Consider the following 16,296-nt stretch of genomic DNA (forward strand, 5'->3'; position numbering starts at 1 on the left):
TTTAAAACTTCAAACTATATAGCTAAAGTAGAGTATTTGATACTGATTATCAGTAATTTATCATTTATCATATAAAAACCCATCTTATAATGAAGATAATTAAGCAATGCATTTCGAAACGTTGACCTGGTCAGTCTGGAAAACGGATCAGCTTTTTAGAAGATAATCCCCAATAAGTTGGGGAAACACAACTTGTTGGCAAAAACCCAATGCCTGGTTGGGGCCAGAACGAGTGAAAACCTAAAAATAGGAATAAGCAAATCCGCCAAGTGGCTGAGCCTATGGCATATGAATGCTGACCGTTTTTTTTATTGAAGCTGGCATATCTGTTGATTGAGCCCCATAAATAGTCATTCATTTCTTTTTCATAATGGCCAGTCCTAAACAGGTTGTCGAAAAGATTTACGAGGATATTTCCCGGAGTAATCTGAGCAGTGTTCTTCCCATATTGGACGAGCATATTACCATTTACATGGCCAGCTCTTTGCCCGATGGCGGAGAATTTCATGGCCGGGATGGCTTTATGTCCATGATCGCCCGGCGATTTCAGCTTTGGGAACGTTTTGAAAAGACTTCTTTTCAGTATTTTTTATCAGAGTCGGAATCAGATAATGGGGTTGTTGTAACCGGCAACCTTACGGGCAAACTTCTTACTGTTTCTGAGTCTATCATTATGCCGTTTGTGGATCAATGGCGATTAAGAGATGGTAAAGTGATTGAGTATCGCGTTTTTTATTGGGATGCGATTCGGTTAATGCAGTATATACAACCACTCAGTTTTACTCCGTCCCCATCTCAAAACGGCTCTAGTTCCAATTAGTAAAGCTTTTCGACCTGCCCCCGTAAAAACTGGTAATTAGTTACGTCAGAGTCAGGCGTGTTGAACAACAGGGAGTCTGATTTGACTCTCTGTTGTTCAACACGCCTTTTTTATGCAGTGATCTTACCGATTATTTCTTTTACCGTACCTATTCAGGCTGTGATCGGTTCGAGAAAATAGACTGTATCAGGTTTATCATCAAACCCTACAAAAAGTTGGGGAATTCGCCCACATCCCTAACAAGTTGGGGATATGGGCCAGAAAAGCATAACGCCTTTGTATGGGTAAAGGGCTTCTGGCTGCTTTAAAGGAGCTTTTGGCGGATGCGAGCCAGCAATTTTGACTTGGCACACAAATCGTATAAAGATATTCAGCAGGGTGTGCACCCCAACGTGATAGTCCATCTCAACTAATTTTTAAACTCATTCAGACATGCTTACTCGTCAGCGTATTTTATTAACCGCTTTGTTCATCACAGGGCTAGTAGCCGATTTCTCTAATCAGTTGTATGCTCAATCGGCGCCTGTTGGCGTTAAAAACATCGTGCTGGTCCATGGCGCCTGGGCCGACGGCTCAAACTGGGCTAAAATAATTCCCATGCTGGAGGCCAAAGGGTATCAGGTAACGGCTGTGCAGAATCCCTTAACTTCTCTTGAGGACGATGTAGCCGCAACCAAACGAGTGATTGCCGTGCAGGATGGCCCTGTTCTGCTGGTGGCTCATTCCTGGGGGGGCGTCGTGATTACGCAGGCAGGCAACGATCCCAAAGTATTAGGACTAGTCTACGTAGCGGCCTTTGCGCCGGGTGATAACGAGTCACTGACCGATGCCGCTAAAGCCTTTCCGCCCGCACCGGGCCCTGGAGAGGGTAGACCCGATGGCGCGGGCTTTGTAACGTTGACAGCCAAAGGGGTTCATCAATACTTTTGTCCGGATTTAACGACAGCAGAGCGTAATGTCATTCTGGCTACCCAGGGACCGTTAGCAATTGATGTAGGCAATCAGAAGGTAGCGAAAGCAGCCTGGAAAACGAAACCCACCTGGTATTTGGTCGCCAGTGAGGATCAAATGATCAATCCGGATCTGGAGCGGAGCTTTGCTAAAAATATGAAAGCTAAAACGCTGGTCCTCAAGTCGAGCCACGTACCTATGCTTTCACAACCGGCAAAAGTAGCTGCTTTCATTACCGAAGCGGCCGGAACGGTCAAGCCTAATTAAATTGTGCTCTCGGCCGTAATCAAGTGCCATTCGGGAGATTTACTAGCCGCTTCGTCTCCCGAGTGGGCACTTGCTTATCCCAGTATTCTCTCCTTCATCGATTCCGGACCGAACGGGAGCCACCCACGACGCCGGAGACCAAATGCTACTAGCTCGTTAAATCTCATGAACACACAAGTTGATCAAATCGACGGCTTACAGATTCGGTATGCCAGCCATCAGGCGGGCCATGCGCAAAACGTACTTCTGCTGAGTCCTTTGCCGGAAAGCCTATTTGCCTTCACTCCCATGTGGAACGCATTAGCCGAGCAATTTAACCTGCTGGCGATTGACTTGCCGGGGTTTGGCCAGTCCGAGGGGCGGGCCGATTTATACAGCCCGAAAACGATGGCTGCCTTTGTTAGCCAACTCATTGATCATTTCGCCTTTCGACTGCCCCATATCATCGGACCCGATATTGGTACGCCGGTTGCCTTATTTGTAGCGGCAAACTTTCCGCAACAGATAACCAGTCTGATTATTTCCGGAGGGGCCTGTGTCTATCCCTTGCAGGTGGCTGGTTTTTTGAAAGAGCTTCTGGACGCCCCGGATCTGTCAGGGTATAAGCAATTGGCCGTGGCCGATCTGATTAATGCCTCGTTATCCGAGCTAAAAAACTATTCCCTTCCCACCAACATTCGGGCGGATTACCTGGCCTCCTATGCGGGAGAAAACCGGATAACGGATGCGTTTCAACTGTTGCGAGCGTATGCCACGGATCTGCCTGAGTTAGATAAACAACTGGACAGCATTGAGGTGCCGATACAGATCATTTGGGGCACGCAGGACCCCGTCGCGCCCATCGACAATGCCCATATCCTTTATGCCCGTTTGCCTAAAAACAACTTGACCATTATCGAGCATGGACAGCATTATATCTGGGAGGAAAATTCGGCGGATTACCTGGCTATTGCCTCCCGGTGGCTGAACGGAGGCTATGAGACGTACTTTTTATAATACACAACATCAAACCAGATGGCCATGCAACCACGTCAAAATCAATCAAAACTTTTTGCGCCCATTCATCTCGGACCGTTCTCGCTAGCGCACCGGGTCGTTATGCCGGGCTTAACCCGAATGCGTACGGTAACGGATAATATTCCCAACGAATTGATGGCGACCTATTACGCCCAACGGACTACAGCCGGGGGATTTATGATTGCCGAAGCGACCATTGTATCGCCCAACGGCAATGGCTATGCCAATGCGCCGGGAATCTATACCACCGCGCAGGCAGTGGGCTGGAAGCGAATAACCCAGGCGGTTCATGCGAAAGGAGGGATCATCTTTTTGCAACTATATCATGCCGGACGCCAGTCACATGTGGATCTGATTCCCGGTGGCAGTTTACCCGTCGGCCCATCGGTCGTCGAACACCCGGACGACCTGGTCTGTACACCAACCGGCTGGGAACCGGCAACCCTGAACCGGGCTCTGGAAACGGCTGAAGTCCGTGTTTTGGTCGACGATTTTCGTAAGGCAGCCGTACTAGCCCAAGAGGCTGGCTTCGATGGAGTTGAATTGCATGGGGCCAATGGCTATCTGGTCGATCAGTTCCTGCAGGATGGTGCCAATCAGCGCACCGATGAATACGGAGGGTCTTTTGCCAATCGCAGCCGCTTTTTAATGGAAATTGTGCATGCACTGGTTTCGGTCTGGGGGAGCGACCGGGTGGGCGTCCGCCTGGGTCCCAGTGGTACATTCGGCTCCATGTCCGACAGTAATCCAACGGCCTTATTTACGTATGCCACCCAGCAGCTAAACGAATTCAGGCTGGCCTATCTGCACCTGATTGAGCCTCGTATCAAGGGCAGTTATCTGGATAAAGAAGGAGAGGGACCAGTGGCGGCCGAACAACTCCGCAAGGTGTTTACCGGGCTTATTATTGCGGCTGGTGGTTTTGATGGGCAAAGTGCCGAAGATATACTGGAAAAAGGCGATGCCGATCTGGTCGCTTTTGGCCGATACTTTATCTCAAACCCCGATTTGCCTGACCGCCTTCGGCATGGGTTTCCCCTGAATGAATACCACCGGGAGTCTTTCTATGGTGGGGATGAACATGGCTATACGGATTATCCCTTTTACGAGCAGCAGGCCGTTTCGTATTGACATAAACTGGCCGAATGGCTGAAAACTCAGGTTACAGTATAGTAAAAATTCCAGGTAACTAATTGACTAACAATAAATTTGATATGAAAAAGGAGCTAAATATTGTCTTGGTACATGGCGCGTGGGGCGATGGCTCCCATTGGAAACACGTTATTCCTGTACTGCATGCCAAAGGGTATACGGTACGAGCCGTTCAGAATCCACTCACTTCCTTACCCGAGGATATTGAACGAACAAAAAACCTGGTCGATTCGCTGGAAGGGCCGACGCTTCTGGTTGGCCACTCGTATGGCGGCATGGTGATCACCAATGTGGGCAACGAAGACAACGTGGTGGGGCTGGTTTACATAGCCGCTTTTGCACCCGATGAGGGCGAAACAGCCGGTGGTATTTTTTCATTACGAGAAGCCCCTCCGGGCGCAGCTTCGCTCAAACTTGATGCCCAAAGCTATTTCTGGATCGATTTTGATCAGTATCATGAAAATTTTTGCCAGGACGTTCCCGATGAAGAAGCTCTGGTTATGGGTATATCCCAAAAGCCACTGGCGGCCAGGTGTTTTGGTGATGTATCCGGAATACCTGCCTGGAAAGTTAAGCCAAGCTGGTATCAGGTTTCGGAACAAGATCGGATGATACCCCCTGAAACGGAGGCCTTTATGGCTGAACGAATGAAAACTCAAAAAACGATTACGCTCAATTCGAGTCATGCTTCTTTAGCTTCGCATGGCCAGCAGGTAGCTGACTTTATTTTGGAAGCCGCCGAATCAATCCAGAAAACGGCTTTAGCTTATGTGAGTACTTTGTAAAAAGTAAACTACCAAAAAGTTAGGGTCGGTTGCCATTAACAATTTGATCTACGTGGTGGCAACCGACCCATAAATTCACATAGCACATGAAAGACGGAAACTAATTAGTTGACATGGGTATCGCAGCCCACGGGGGACAACAACGATGGGATCAGGTTTATACCTTGACGACTCATTATAAGTTAGCTGGAGTAATCTGGGCCATTAAGGGACAGGAAGACATATTAAGCGACGTCACAAGCCGGATCGAACTTCATCATCAGGAATTCAGGAACCTTACTTTCGTATCAGCCGATCAACGAAGTGTATTTGACCCGGATCGGGTAGCTATCGAAACGCAAAGTGGGCAGAACAGTTCGACAACCCACAACGGTATAAATCGTCTTCAGTATAAAATCGTGCTCATCACGAGCAACACCAGCGACATTGGTCTGATACGGCCACGGAATTTGTGGCACAGAGAGCCACCGTGATAATCACGAGTCGGCACCGGGAGCTTCTGTATCAGGTTACGATTGAACTGGGTATTTCATAACAACAACTGACCAACATGCACCAGGTAATCATCGCCCAAAGCGCGCTCGGTTAGGTCGGCCGACCCGACGAAATTGCCAAAATTGCCCTGGCTCTCGTGTCCGACGATTCCTCGTTTGTAGTCGTGCCGAATTGATCGTAAACGGAGGTATATCGATGATCGTCAGATAGATAATAAAATAGTATGCTTGAAGATCAATCATTTCAACCTTGTAAACTAAATCAGTAGATTATGAAAAATCCAATTTTTTTCGCATTGGCTTTCGCAACGATAGCCCTGCTCAGTGTCTCGGCCTGTTCCGACAATGACGCGGCCACGCCCACTGTCGCCAAAACCTATGTACTGGTTCATGGAGCCTGGCAAGCCCCCTACGTCTGGCAAGCGGTTAAGGAGCAGTTGGAGCAAAAAGGCAACAAGGTAGTTGTGGTAGAGTTGCCGGGCCACGGAGCGGATAACACCCCGCCTGCCACCCTGTCCATTGACGTATATCGGGACAAGGTCGTCGCTGCGATTGCGGCCCTGCCCGGCAACGTGATTCTGGTGGGCCACAGTATGGGCGGGATGGTGATCACGGCCACGGCGGAGAAGATTCCGACCCGGATCGAGCGGCTCGTCTATGTCGGGGCATTTCTGCCCGCCACCGGCCAATCGCTGCTGGACCTAACGTCCACCGACAGTACATCGTTACTCGGTGCTGGCCTTGTTCCATCAGCCGATCACCTTTTGCTGGGCGTTAAGGCCGAAAGCCTGATAAACATTTTTATCCAGGACGGATCGGATGCCATTAAAAAATCGGTGGCTGACAACTATCGGGCCGAGCCGGCCATTCCGTTCGCCAGTCCGGTAATCGTGACGGCTGCCAACTTCGGTTCCGTTGCCAAGTACTACGTTCATACCGTGCAGGATCACGCCATAGGGCTGAATCTGCAAAAACGGATGGTCGCTGCGGCCGGCATCAAAAACATCTACTCCCTCAACAGCAGCCATTGCCCGTTTCTGTCCATGCCGACTGAACTCACCACGATCCTGCTCGGTATCGCCAACTGATAGCCTTGCACTTATATCGCAATTGAGGGCGCAAAGGCTACATACCCGGCTCCGTCCTTGCACCACAAAAACGCGTTGGGCGCAGAGCTGCGGGCCATCCCTCCCTGGCTTCGCATGGTCAGCAGGTGGCTGATTTTATTCTGGAAGCAGCGGAATCGCTCAGTTAAATTCATTTATATGACCTTCATTACGAGTAAGTTAAGTTAGTAAAATAGGCCGAGGGTGTTTGGTTGCAATTGCCAACGTAAGCCATTTTGGCAATTGTAACCTATAAACTACTAAAATCATGAAAGACGGCAAAGAATTAGTTGAGTTGGCGATTGCCGCCCACGGAGGTAAAGAAAGGTGGAGCCAGGTCAAAATTCTGGAGACACATTACAAACTAGGGGGCGTAATCTGGACCATTAAGGGCCAGGAAGGCGTATTAAGTGAGGTAACGAGCCAGATTGAACTTCATCAGCAGCGATTTAGAAACTTTCAGTTTGTATCGGCGGATCAGCAAAGCATATTTGAACCCGACCGGGTGGCGATTGAAACCCAGGAAGGACAGGTATTGGACGAACTGATTCATCCCCGTGAATCATTTGCCGGTTACCATTTAGAAACGCCCTGGAATAAACTACAGCTGATTTATTTTAATGGGTATGCCATCTGGACCTATCTGACCTCGCCGTTCAGTTTCACCTTGCCCGGCTTTAAACTGGTCGAACTGGAAACTTGGCCGGAGAATGGAGAAATCTGGCGTCGGTTACAAGTTACTTTTCCTTCATCCATTGCTACCCACACGGCTACGCAGATTTTTTACTTCAATCAGGCTGGTCTACTCAAACGGCACGACTATGAAGTTGATATACTAGCGGGTGCATCAGCAGTCCGGTATATGTCAAACTTTACGACGATTCAGGGTTTGCAGATACCGTTTACTCATCGTATTTATTCCCGAAACGAAGAGGGTAGTTTTAAACCCGAGCCGATACTGGTGACGATTGATATTGACCGGGTGGAAATAAGGTAAACGGCGATAAATTAGTCTAAGCCTCTAGACGGGATTATAGCAACTTATAAACCCATCTACTGTATACGTATATAGATATACGTCAACTAGAAATAGACTCGAAAAAACACAACCCAGCTCTCCGGCATCCATTAGGTTTAATGAATTCATTGCGTCTAACTCAGGCGTTGACCCATTGTAACTTTACTTTCCCATGCTCTATCTGCTATCGCTCTGTATTGGATTGCTGCTGGTTGTCTGTTTACTCATTACGCTGAGTCAACGGCTTCGGATCGCATATCCAATTCTTCTCGTTCTGGGTGGTCTGGTTATTAGTTTTATTCCGGGTTTGCCTCATGGAACGGTTAATCCTGAGCTCATCTTTACTATTTTTCTGCCTCCGCTACTTTGTGAAGCTGCCTGGTTTACGTCCTGGAAAGATTTCTGGCGATGGCGACGCATCATTGGTTTTCTGGCAATCGGTCTGGTTTTTCTGACTGCCAGCGGGGTCGCCTATGCATCACTGGCTCTGATTCCTGGTTTCACGCTCGCGTTAGGCTTTTTACTGGGTGGTATTGTATCGCCACCCGATGCGGTAGCGGCTACGTCTATCCTGCGGAACCTATCGCTACCCCGTCGGCTGACCGCCATTCTGGAAGGCGAAAGCCTGATTAATGATGCCAGTAGTCTAATCGTTTTTCAGTTTGCGCTGGCCGCGGTGCAGTCGGGTATCTTTATTTGGTATGAAGCTCTGGCCAGTTTTCTTTTCGTTACCGGATTGGGGATAGGAGCCGGACTACTGGTAGCCCTGGGCTTTTATATGGTCTATAAGTGGCAGGTGATAACGCCCGGCACCCATACGGTTCTGACGCTGATAACCCCTTATGTGATGTATGTGCTGGCCGAAGTCATTCACGGCTCAGGGGTGATCGCCGTCGTTAGCGGTACGTTATGGCTTTCGTATCAAAGCAATCGCGTCTTTATTTCCCACAACCGTCAACAGGCCAGAAGTACCTGGAATACAGTCGGTTTCGTTTTAAACGGGACGGTCTTCCTGCTGATTGGTTTGCAACTGCCCCTCATCAGTAAAGCCCTGGATGAGTATTCTTTATACCAGGCCGTTCGCTACGGGCTATTGATTAGTCTGGTGGTGATTGGTATTCGGCTGGTTGTAACGCTACTAGTTTCTCCCTTCACGCACTTCATCAGCCGATTCATCACCGTTGCGGATAAACGGTTATACTGGCGCGGGCCTTTTGTTCTGGGTTATGCGGGCATGCGGGGCGTCGTTTCATTAGCTGCGGCCCTGTCGATTCCGGTGATTAGCCGTAGTGGGCAACCTTTTCCGCAACGGAATTTACTGTTGATCATAACGTTTATTGTTATTCTGGTTACGCTTGTGGGCCAGGGGTTGACGCTACCCTTGGTGATTCGTTGGCTGGGTATTAAAGATCCGGATCATCTGCGGCCCAAACCCGAACAACGGGCTATTGTACACCGGCATCTCGCCATGGCAGCTTTAGGTCGCTTAAGCGATGTTTATTCGCTTCAAATCCAACGCAATGCCCTGGTTTCTCAACTCCAGCAGGAAGTAGAGCGTACCACTAAACTGGCTACTCATCCGGGAGAGACCGATACCAGTAACCAGGTCCATGATAAGGCAGAAGTTCACCGGATACGGCTGGACTTACTTCAGATACAGCGTCAGAAGCTAACCCAGCTCCGTCACCTGAAGGATTATGATGAAGAGGTTATTCGCTACTGGGAAGAACAATTGGATCTGGAGGAGCAACGACTGTAGAATCAATCTACATGACCGACCCCATCTTTTAATTTTATATACTTTTTGACCTTTATACAGGCAATCCCCCAAATACCCGGTTTGTCAACCTGGAACTAGTGTGCCCTGTGCAGAAGTAGACAAAACCTATTGATTTATAGGATATTCGCTCACTTTGGGCCTATTTTTGCTAAGGGTGGAGAACGTGTCTTTTACGCGCGGGTATGGTTCAGAAATTGACTTATTATTCAAAGTGGGATTGACATGAAATCAAAGAAACTAATACTCATTCTGGCCATTACAATTGTATCGGCCTACCAAGGGTACGCTCAGTCAATTTCCCCAAAGATTGATAGCTTACGAAAGCTGCTAAAGGTTAGCCGGGCTGACACTAATCGGGTTAAACTCCTCTTATCAATAAGCAGACTTTATAGTGATTTAGAGTATAGTGATGCCGGCAAGCCGGACTCCACTTTACGATTTAGCCGTCAGGCATATGCACTCAGCCGTTCGTTGAAATATGCGCGGGGGTGGGCAAGAAGCTATATAACCGTAGCTAATGGGTACCGGCAAAAAGGTAACATTCCACAAAGTCGTCGATTTGCTCTACGCGCGGTTGACTTATGCAACCGATACGGTTCAGCCGATGACCGGGCAGATGCCTACGTCGCCCTTTCTTTTACTTATACGATTGAAGGTGAAGATCTTAACCAGAAAATTGAACATTATAAAAAAATTATTCCACTTCTTCAGCAAGTTGGTGATAAGCAGAAACTGGCCGGAGCACTTCGATATCGGGGCGATTTATATCAGATAAGAGATGATTACACGGAATCATTACGGGATTTAAAAAGTGCATTAACGCTCTACAAGTCTATTGGCTTTAAGCGTCTGGATCAGGTATATGATCTTATTGGGCTCGTTTCAGGGCGCACCGGCCACTACCAACAGGCTATACAATATGGTTTATTGGCCCTGAAAACAGCCAGAGAATGCAACGACAGTAGTTTGCTAGGCACCTATTATAATCGGGTAGGATTGGTTTATGATGCACTCAGGCAATTTGAAACGGCAAAATTATATTTTCACAAAGCACTTCTTATCGCCCAGAAACATAAGGATAAATCATCAGAACTGATAATATCCTTAAATTTAGTAGCTAGTTACTACCAATTAAGTCAATATGGGCAAGGAATAACGCTGCTTAAAAAAATATCAAAATCCAATCTTCCTGTCGATAATTCAAGCAAAATCTTCATAGAGGTTAGCTACCTCCAAATGTATACTAAAACAAATCAGGTGCTTCAAGCCAGGCAACATTGTACACGACTCTTAAAACTTTCCGAAAGCTTAGACTCATCCTCTATAAGTTGGAGATACATTTATGATGCTATTATTCCTTTTTATTTGGTAACTAAACAATATAAGCTTGCTCAACAACTATTGCTACTGGACTCAAATTATTTAGTAATTGAAAAACCCAGTCTTTCTTATTTTTCTGCCAATCAACTAAATTGGTTCAAGCTGGATTCTGCACTGGCTGACTATTCATCAGCCATTCGTCATTATCGATTGTATCGAGATTTTAAAGATTCACTTACCAGGCAAATTACCAGCAAACAAATAAAGGAATTAGATTTACAGTATAGAACCGAAGAGAAAGAAAACAACATACTTCAACTTCAGCATCAAACTAAGATACAAGAGGCAGAGTTAAGAACGGCACAACTTACTCGTAACTTTAGTATTTCCAGTGCCATTCTATTAGTATTACTCTTGGGGCTAGGATTTAATCAGTACCGTTTAAAACAACGCAGCTCGCAAATTCTGGAGGCCAAACAACTGGTAATTGATCAGAAAAATCAATCTCTGGAACAAGTGCTAAGCCAAAAAGAAGAATTATTGATAGAAAAAGATTGGATGCTCAGAGAGATCCACCACCGGGTCAAGAATAATCTCCAGATTATCACCTCCCTGCTCGATTCCCAGGCCATCTTCCTCGAAGACAGGGCCGCCCTCTCAGCCATCCGCGAAAGCCAGAACCGCGTGCAGTCCATGGCCCTGATTCATCAAAAACTCTATCAGTCTGACCGACTCTCGGTGATTCCCATGGCCGACTACGTGACCGAAATTGTGGACTACCTCATCGACTCATTTGACCGCCAGGACACGGTGCAGAAGCAGATTGACATCACCCCCCTGGAGCTGGATGCGACGCTGGCCGTTCCAATTGGCTTAATCCTCAACGAAGTGGTGACCAACTCCCTGAAGTATGCCTTCCCCAACAACCGGCCAGGGCTCATTAGCATCGAACTGAAGAAACTGGCGGGACAACACTACCAGTTGCTAATGGTTGATAACGGGATTGGCTTACCCACTGACTTCGATCCTGGTCAGAGTCGGAGCCTGGGTATGAGCCTGATTAATGGGCTGAGTCATCAGATCGACGGGGATCTTCACATTAGTCAGAATAACGGAGTTCGATTTAGGCTTAACTTTTCGCTGGATAAAATGGTGAAAGAGTCTGAAGTCAGTTAGGCCGGCATTATAAACGAATTGATCGGCTGTGACTATTTTGTAGGAACTCCACAGATTTCTATCAAATTTTGGAGTTATCCAATTTCGTTTAGCCGCCCGTTGGGCTTATTTATTGGCTTTAGGTGGCATCAGAGCCGATTAAAGCGCATATCATCTGGTCCGACCATTCTGGCACAGCTTTTGGCATACTATTTCAGTAATTCACTATTTACCGTACTGAAAAAGTCAAGAAAAGTAATAAGCTAACCAGAAGGATCGGAGTCATCACCTGAACACACTAACACCGAAACGGTAGCTTTATCACACTTACTGTTTGAGGTAACTATAGTATTGGATGGACACGCGACTGTTTGTAAGCTTCCCATTATGACTCTCCGCACTCTCGAAGATGACTCACCAACCAACGCCCACTGTCCTGGTCGTGGACGACGATGAAGATGACCGTTACCTGCTTCAACAGGCCTTTGAAGCCGTCTTTCCCTCTGTCAGAGTACTTTATATGGCCAGTGGTGAAGAAGCTTCGACCTATCTTGGTACTTGCAACAGGTCGCCCGAGCTTCTGATTACAGATTTGAATATGCCCATCCTGTCAGGCCATGAGCTAATAAAGCAAATTCGACAGGCTAATCAACATCGAGCCCTACCGATTGTGGTGCTGTCAACGTCGTCGGCATCGGTTGATCGAGATCGATGCTATGGAGCGGGAGCGAATGCTTTTCTTAGCAAACCCATGACGATGCTCGACATCGTCAATCAAGTTCGACTTATTGGTCGGCTGTGGCTTTGAGAAAGGCCGCTACGTTGGTATCAAATTAATAAAGACGTCTAAACAAATGGAGTCATGTCTCAACCAACACTATACCAGGACGTATATTTCCTTATCCTGGAAGAAGAAGGTTATGAGTATTTAATCTGCCTGCATGCCAATCTCACCCGACAGCGGTCGTCAGCTGGGTGTTATATAGCTCATGTGGTAGAGCCTACCAGCAATGAGGTGATATTTTTTGACTGTGCTGATGAACTCAGCAAGCTCCGTCAGCAATTGGATGAAATGCTTGAGCGAGTGGGCCAACTCGTCTTTTGCTATCGGGATTGTTCCTGCTTTCAATTTGAATGGTACCCCTCCTTGAACTAGAGGCTTGTCGGTCCCATGACGGACTAACTACAAATGGAGGTACATTATTTCATAACTGTTTATTACGCAAAACGCAGACTTCCCATGAACTTATCTTTTTCCATATCGACAGTCGGTCGCACGCATCACCACATTAGCTTTTCGAACGAGCCACCCGAAGAGGGTGCTCAACCATCTGTAGATGACAGTTCGGACGAGGGTGATGAATATCTTGATGATGCCCTGCGAATGACAGAACAGACCTTCGATCGAGAATAAACTAGTCAATTTGTATTTAAGCTACTGAACTTAGTAGACCTTTAATCGTAGATTGATGTAACCAGTTGTTGAAAAGCGCTAACGGGGTCCATAAATTATTCGGACGTTTAATTGAACGGTATCAGGGTGGGAAAGAGAAATCAGTAGAATAAATCAATAGTAATGATTGTCAAGTCAATCTGAAGACTGCCAAATCGACTTATTTATCAATCGTTAATCGCCTGATAGACCAATGGCTTAAAGACTTTATCTGTAGTAGCCACGTATGGCCCCCACATTTGCCGGTAAATCAATACTAGCATATCCTCTTTAGGATCAACCCAATACGAGGTGGAAAACACCCCACCCCAGGAATAAGTACCCGCCTGACTGGGCGTAAACCGGCTTCCATTTTCAGAAATAACCAAAAAACCAAACCCGAATTTATTGTCGGCGGCATGATCACCTACATTGGGACTCAGGTCGCCAATTTGATTCATCGTCATTAGGCGCACTGTGTTGCGAGCCAACAGACGCACGCCATTGTATTGCCCACCATTTAACAACATCTGTAGAAAAATAGCGTAATCATAAAGGGTAGTTGACAAACCGCCACCCCCTGAAAAATACCCATGTTTCTGGAGTGGGTAATTCATCTTGAGTGCGCCACCAAAAACCGAGTTCTGCTTTTGTATTCGCCCGGTAGAATCGCCCAGAAAAAAATTGACCAGTCGATGGGCCTTTTCGGGTGGCACGTTAAAATAAGTGTCTTTCATCCCAAGGGGCTCACATATCCGTTTCCGGAAATAATCCTCAAGGGATAAGCCTGACCACTTCTCAATTAAATACCCTAATACGTCCATATTTAACCCATACTTCCATTGTTGTCCGGGTTGAAAAAAAAGCGGCAAACTGCCCAAACGAGTCATGGCCTCGGCGAGTGTTTGCCCGTTGACCTCGACGCCAACCCCTCCTGTCATATGGCTTTTCGCATAAATGGCCATTTCGGATGGAGTACCGATTCCTGGGTAACCCAAGCCCGAGGTATGGGTTAGCAAATCGCGAATGGTGACCGCTCGTTTAGCCGGAACGGTGGTGTAGGTGGTGTCTTTGAGGTTGAAGGTAGCCAGCACGTTTTGATTGGCAAAAGTAGGAATGAATCTGGAAACTGGATCATCCAGCGAAAATTTCCCTTCTTCCCACAGCATCATGACGGCCACTGTCGTAAGCGCTTTTGTTTGGGAGGCTACCCGAAAAATGCCGGTTTTGTCCAGCGGAGCTTTCGTATCTGGATCATTGTATCCACGCGCCTTGTAAAAAACAATTTTGCCATGACGGGCTATCAGGACCACAGTACCATTAACCCATTTCTGTTGGACCCAATCCTGCATGTTTGCGTCCAATCGGGCTAGTCTGGCAGGGGAAAACCCGGCGGCTTCAGGAGCTGCTTCTGTTAGGATTTTTGCTTTTGATTGGGCATTCGTTTCGGAAAGGGTACACGAAATCAGAATTAATAGGGCGATTTGATAACGGTTCATGGCAGGTGGAGATATCAACTAAAGAAATTTCGAAAAGCGTTTGAATCAGGGGAATAATTTACCAAAATTGATTTGACAGTTCAACTCCTCAACTGTAGATCAGCCGTCAGCTTTCTGGCAGCAATCAAAAAAAGCGTAGTCGATCCAAAACTGATCATAATTACAATCGACATGGCCCATCGAAGCGACTCAACACCCAGAGACGGAGCGAGCCAATCGCTGACCATTCCGACAGTTAAGGGCCCAAAGCCCAACCCAACCAGATTAAGTACAAAAAATAGGATTGCGGACGTAAGCGAACGCATCGATGAGGGCACAAGGCTGTGAGAAACGGCAATCGACGGACCTAAATAAAGACTTTGAAGAGCCGCCGTTAACCCCAGGCAGACCAACGCAAAGGTCGTATTCTGTAGAAAAAGGGCACCTGTTGCACAAGGAATAGAGATGATAATGGCGTATGCTGGAATTCTCAAGTACTGTCGCTGATCTATTTTTCCGAAATGATCGGTTAATAACCCACCGGCATACGAACCAATTGCTCCGCCAATGCCGAAGAGTGGACCGAGTAAAGCACCTATTTCTGCATTTTTCATTCCATGAAGCCTGGCTAGAAAAGAAGGAGCCCAGTTGTTCACTCCATACAGGCAAAAGACATGTAGCCCGGTAGCCAACGCCAGATAAACAAAGGATTTGGTGGCATACAATCGCTTTAACACCTCTCGCAATGAAGGCGACTCGATTGCCAATGTTGTATTCACATCGGTCGCCCCGCGCCGAGGCTCTTTCACCAATACATAAAACAGCAACGAAAAAATAACTCCCGGTATACCCACCACAAAAAATGCGGTTCGCCAGCCAAGATGTTGATTCAAATAACCACCCATTAAATAGCCCACCAATATCCCGAAATAAATGCCTGTCGAGTAGATCGAAAGCGCAGTAGCCCGTTTTTCAGGCGGGAAGTAATCCGACAGCATGGCATGAGCCGGAGGGCTTCCTCCAGCTTCCCCAATTCCCACGCCGATACGGGCCAATAGCAGTTGACCGAAATTTCGCACCAGACCCGAACTGGCGGTCATTAAGCTCCAGATGCCCAGGGAAGCGGCCACAATATTTCGCCGGTTTGATTTGTCGGCAAAACGAGCAATGGGAATGCCCAGGGTAACGTAAAATAAGGCAAACGTAAAGCCGGAGAGCATGCCAAGCTGGGTATCGGATAGATGTAACTCGTTCTTTATCGACTCCTGGAGGATGACCAGGAGTTGCCGGTCGACAAAGTTGAAGACGTAAACCAGGGTCAACATCACCAGGACATAATTCCGGTACTGGCTACTTACTTCCTCATTAACAGTGGTTTCTCTAGCTTGCATTTAGGCGTTAATTGGAGGGTAGTGTAGCGCTAAAAAGAATTAAATACCAGGGAAATACTTTGTTCGTTGATGTTACCCAGCCAATCATTGAATTTTACGACAAGATAGCCGACGTCGTTCCTGGTTAACA

General features: G+C 47.2%; 15 protein-coding genes. 13 read left to right on the forward strand and 2 right to left on the reverse strand.

Translation table 11 applies throughout. The features are described from left to right. Nucleotides 1-370 precede the first annotated feature (370 nt). The 13 genes from GJR95_RS32245 (at nt 371) to GJR95_RS32305 (ending at nt 13,279) form a co-directional block, all read left to right on the forward strand. Complete coding sequence (locus GJR95_RS32245; protein ID WP_162389779.1) at nt 371-820, forward strand: nuclear transport factor 2 family protein; 450 nt, start codon at nt 371-373, stop codon at nt 818-820. Nucleotides 821-1,252: 432 nt separating this feature from the next. Beyond that, nucleotides 1,253-2,038 (forward strand): alpha/beta fold hydrolase, encoded by a 786-nt coding sequence (locus GJR95_RS32250; RefSeq protein ID WP_162389780.1) that lies wholly within the window; start codon nt 1,253-1,255, stop codon nt 2,036-2,038. Nucleotides 2,039-2,203: 165 nt separating this feature from the next. Further along, a complete protein-coding gene (locus GJR95_RS32255; RefSeq protein ID WP_162389781.1) occupies nt 2,204-3,034 on the forward strand; it encodes an alpha/beta fold hydrolase in 831 nt (276 codons plus the stop codon). Between the two features lie 24 nt (nt 3,035-3,058). After that, nucleotides 3,059-4,186, forward strand: coding sequence for an alkene reductase (locus tag GJR95_RS32260; protein WP_162389782.1), 1,128 nt, complete (start codon nt 3,059-3,061; stop codon nt 4,184-4,186). Nucleotides 4,187-4,269: 83 nt separating this feature from the next. Continuing rightward, nucleotides 4,270-4,992: an alpha/beta hydrolase gene (locus GJR95_RS32265; protein ID WP_162389783.1), complete on the forward strand. Its 723-nt coding sequence runs from the start codon at nt 4,270-4,272 to the stop codon at nt 4,990-4,992. Between the two features lie 113 nt (nt 4,993-5,105). Further along, a complete protein-coding gene (locus GJR95_RS32270; protein WP_162389784.1) occupies nt 5,106-5,465 on the forward strand; it encodes a hypothetical protein in 360 nt (119 codons plus the stop codon). Between the two features lie 293 nt (nt 5,466-5,758). Further along, nucleotides 5,759-6,574 (forward strand): alpha/beta fold hydrolase, encoded by an 816-nt coding sequence (locus GJR95_RS32275; RefSeq protein WP_162389785.1) that lies wholly within the window; start codon nt 5,759-5,761, stop codon nt 6,572-6,574. Nucleotides 6,575-6,860: 286 nt separating this feature from the next. Continuing rightward, complete coding sequence (locus GJR95_RS32280) at nt 6,861-7,589, forward strand: hypothetical protein (RefSeq protein WP_162389786.1); 729 nt, start codon at nt 6,861-6,863, stop codon at nt 7,587-7,589. 193 nt (nt 7,590-7,782) lie between these two features. Beyond that, nucleotides 7,783-9,369, forward strand: a complete 1,587-nt coding sequence (locus tag GJR95_RS32285) for a Na+/H+ antiporter (RefSeq protein WP_162389787.1) — start codon at nt 7,783-7,785, stop codon at nt 9,367-9,369. A 243-nt stretch (nt 9,370-9,612) separates the two neighbouring features. Further along, nucleotides 9,613-11,886, forward strand: coding sequence for a tetratricopeptide repeat-containing sensor histidine kinase (locus GJR95_RS32290; protein ID WP_162389788.1), 2,274 nt, complete (start codon nt 9,613-9,615; stop codon nt 11,884-11,886). Between the two features lie 388 nt (nt 11,887-12,274). Then, a complete protein-coding gene (locus GJR95_RS32295) occupies nt 12,275-12,673 on the forward strand; it encodes a response regulator (protein ID WP_162389789.1) in 399 nt (132 codons plus the stop codon). 54 nt (nt 12,674-12,727) lie between these two features. Next, nucleotides 12,728-13,021: a hypothetical protein gene (locus GJR95_RS32300; RefSeq protein ID WP_162389790.1), complete on the forward strand. Its 294-nt coding sequence runs from the start codon at nt 12,728-12,730 to the stop codon at nt 13,019-13,021. 84 nt (nt 13,022-13,105) lie between these two features. Beyond that, on the forward strand, nt 13,106-13,279 hold the full coding sequence (locus GJR95_RS32305; RefSeq protein WP_162389791.1) for a hypothetical protein: 174 nt from the start codon (nt 13,106-13,108) through the stop codon (nt 13,277-13,279). A 206-nt stretch (nt 13,280-13,485) separates the two neighbouring features. Here the strand turns inward: GJR95_RS32305 and GJR95_RS32310 are convergent, their stop codons facing one another. Together GJR95_RS32310 and GJR95_RS32315 are read right to left on the reverse strand one after the other, a co-directional pair. Beyond that, nucleotides 13,486-14,796, reverse strand: a complete 1,311-nt coding sequence (locus tag GJR95_RS32310; RefSeq protein WP_162389792.1) for a serine hydrolase domain-containing protein — start codon at nt 14,794-14,796, stop codon at nt 13,486-13,488. A gap of 80 nt (nt 14,797-14,876) precedes the next feature. Further along, nucleotides 14,877-16,166 (reverse strand): spinster family MFS transporter, encoded by a 1,290-nt coding sequence (locus GJR95_RS32315; RefSeq protein ID WP_162389793.1) that lies wholly within the window; start codon nt 16,164-16,166, stop codon nt 14,877-14,879. Nucleotides 16,167-16,296: the final 130 nt, after the last annotated feature.

Source organism: Spirosoma endbachense, from assembly GCF_010233585.1.
Classification (GTDB): Bacteria; Bacteroidota; Bacteroidia; order Cytophagales; family Spirosomataceae; genus Spirosoma; species Spirosoma endbachense.

Coding starts and splice junctions, on each gene's coding strand:
- GJR95_RS32245 (WP_162389779.1), top strand. CDS start 371: ATGGCCAGTCCTAAACAGGTTGTCGAAAAGATTTACGAGGATATTTCC.
- GJR95_RS32300 (WP_162389790.1), top strand. CDS start 12,728: ATGTCTCAACCAACACTATACCAGGACGTATATTTCCTTATCCTGGAA.
- GJR95_RS32260 (WP_162389782.1), top strand. CDS start 3,059: ATGCAACCACGTCAAAATCAATCAAAACTTTTTGCGCCCATTCATCTC.
- GJR95_RS32250 (WP_162389780.1), top strand. CDS start 1,253: ATGCTTACTCGTCAGCGTATTTTATTAACCGCTTTGTTCATCACAGGG.
- GJR95_RS32275 (WP_162389785.1), top strand. CDS start 5,759: ATGAAAAATCCAATTTTTTTCGCATTGGCTTTCGCAACGATAGCCCTG.
- GJR95_RS32265 (WP_162389783.1), top strand. CDS start 4,270: ATGAAAAAGGAGCTAAATATTGTCTTGGTACATGGCGCGTGGGGCGAT.
- GJR95_RS32305 (WP_162389791.1), top strand. CDS start 13,106: ATGAACTTATCTTTTTCCATATCGACAGTCGGTCGCACGCATCACCAC.
- GJR95_RS32315 (WP_162389793.1), bottom strand. CDS start 16,166: ATGCAAGCTAGAGAAACCACTGTTAATGAGGAAGTAAGTAGCCAGTAC.
- GJR95_RS32285 (WP_162389787.1), top strand. CDS start 7,783: ATGCTCTATCTGCTATCGCTCTGTATTGGATTGCTGCTGGTTGTCTGT.
- GJR95_RS32255 (WP_162389781.1), top strand. CDS start 2,204: ATGAACACACAAGTTGATCAAATCGACGGCTTACAGATTCGGTATGCC.
- GJR95_RS32270 (WP_162389784.1), top strand. CDS start 5,106: ATGGGTATCGCAGCCCACGGGGGACAACAACGATGGGATCAGGTTTAT.
- GJR95_RS32310 (WP_162389792.1), bottom strand. CDS start 14,796: ATGAACCGTTATCAAATCGCCCTATTAATTCTGATTTCGTGTACCCTT.
- GJR95_RS32295 (WP_162389789.1), top strand. CDS start 12,275: ATGACTCACCAACCAACGCCCACTGTCCTGGTCGTGGACGACGATGAA.
- GJR95_RS32280 (WP_162389786.1), top strand. CDS start 6,861: ATGAAAGACGGCAAAGAATTAGTTGAGTTGGCGATTGCCGCCCACGGA.
- GJR95_RS32290 (WP_162389788.1), top strand. CDS start 9,613: ATGAAATCAAAGAAACTAATACTCATTCTGGCCATTACAATTGTATCG.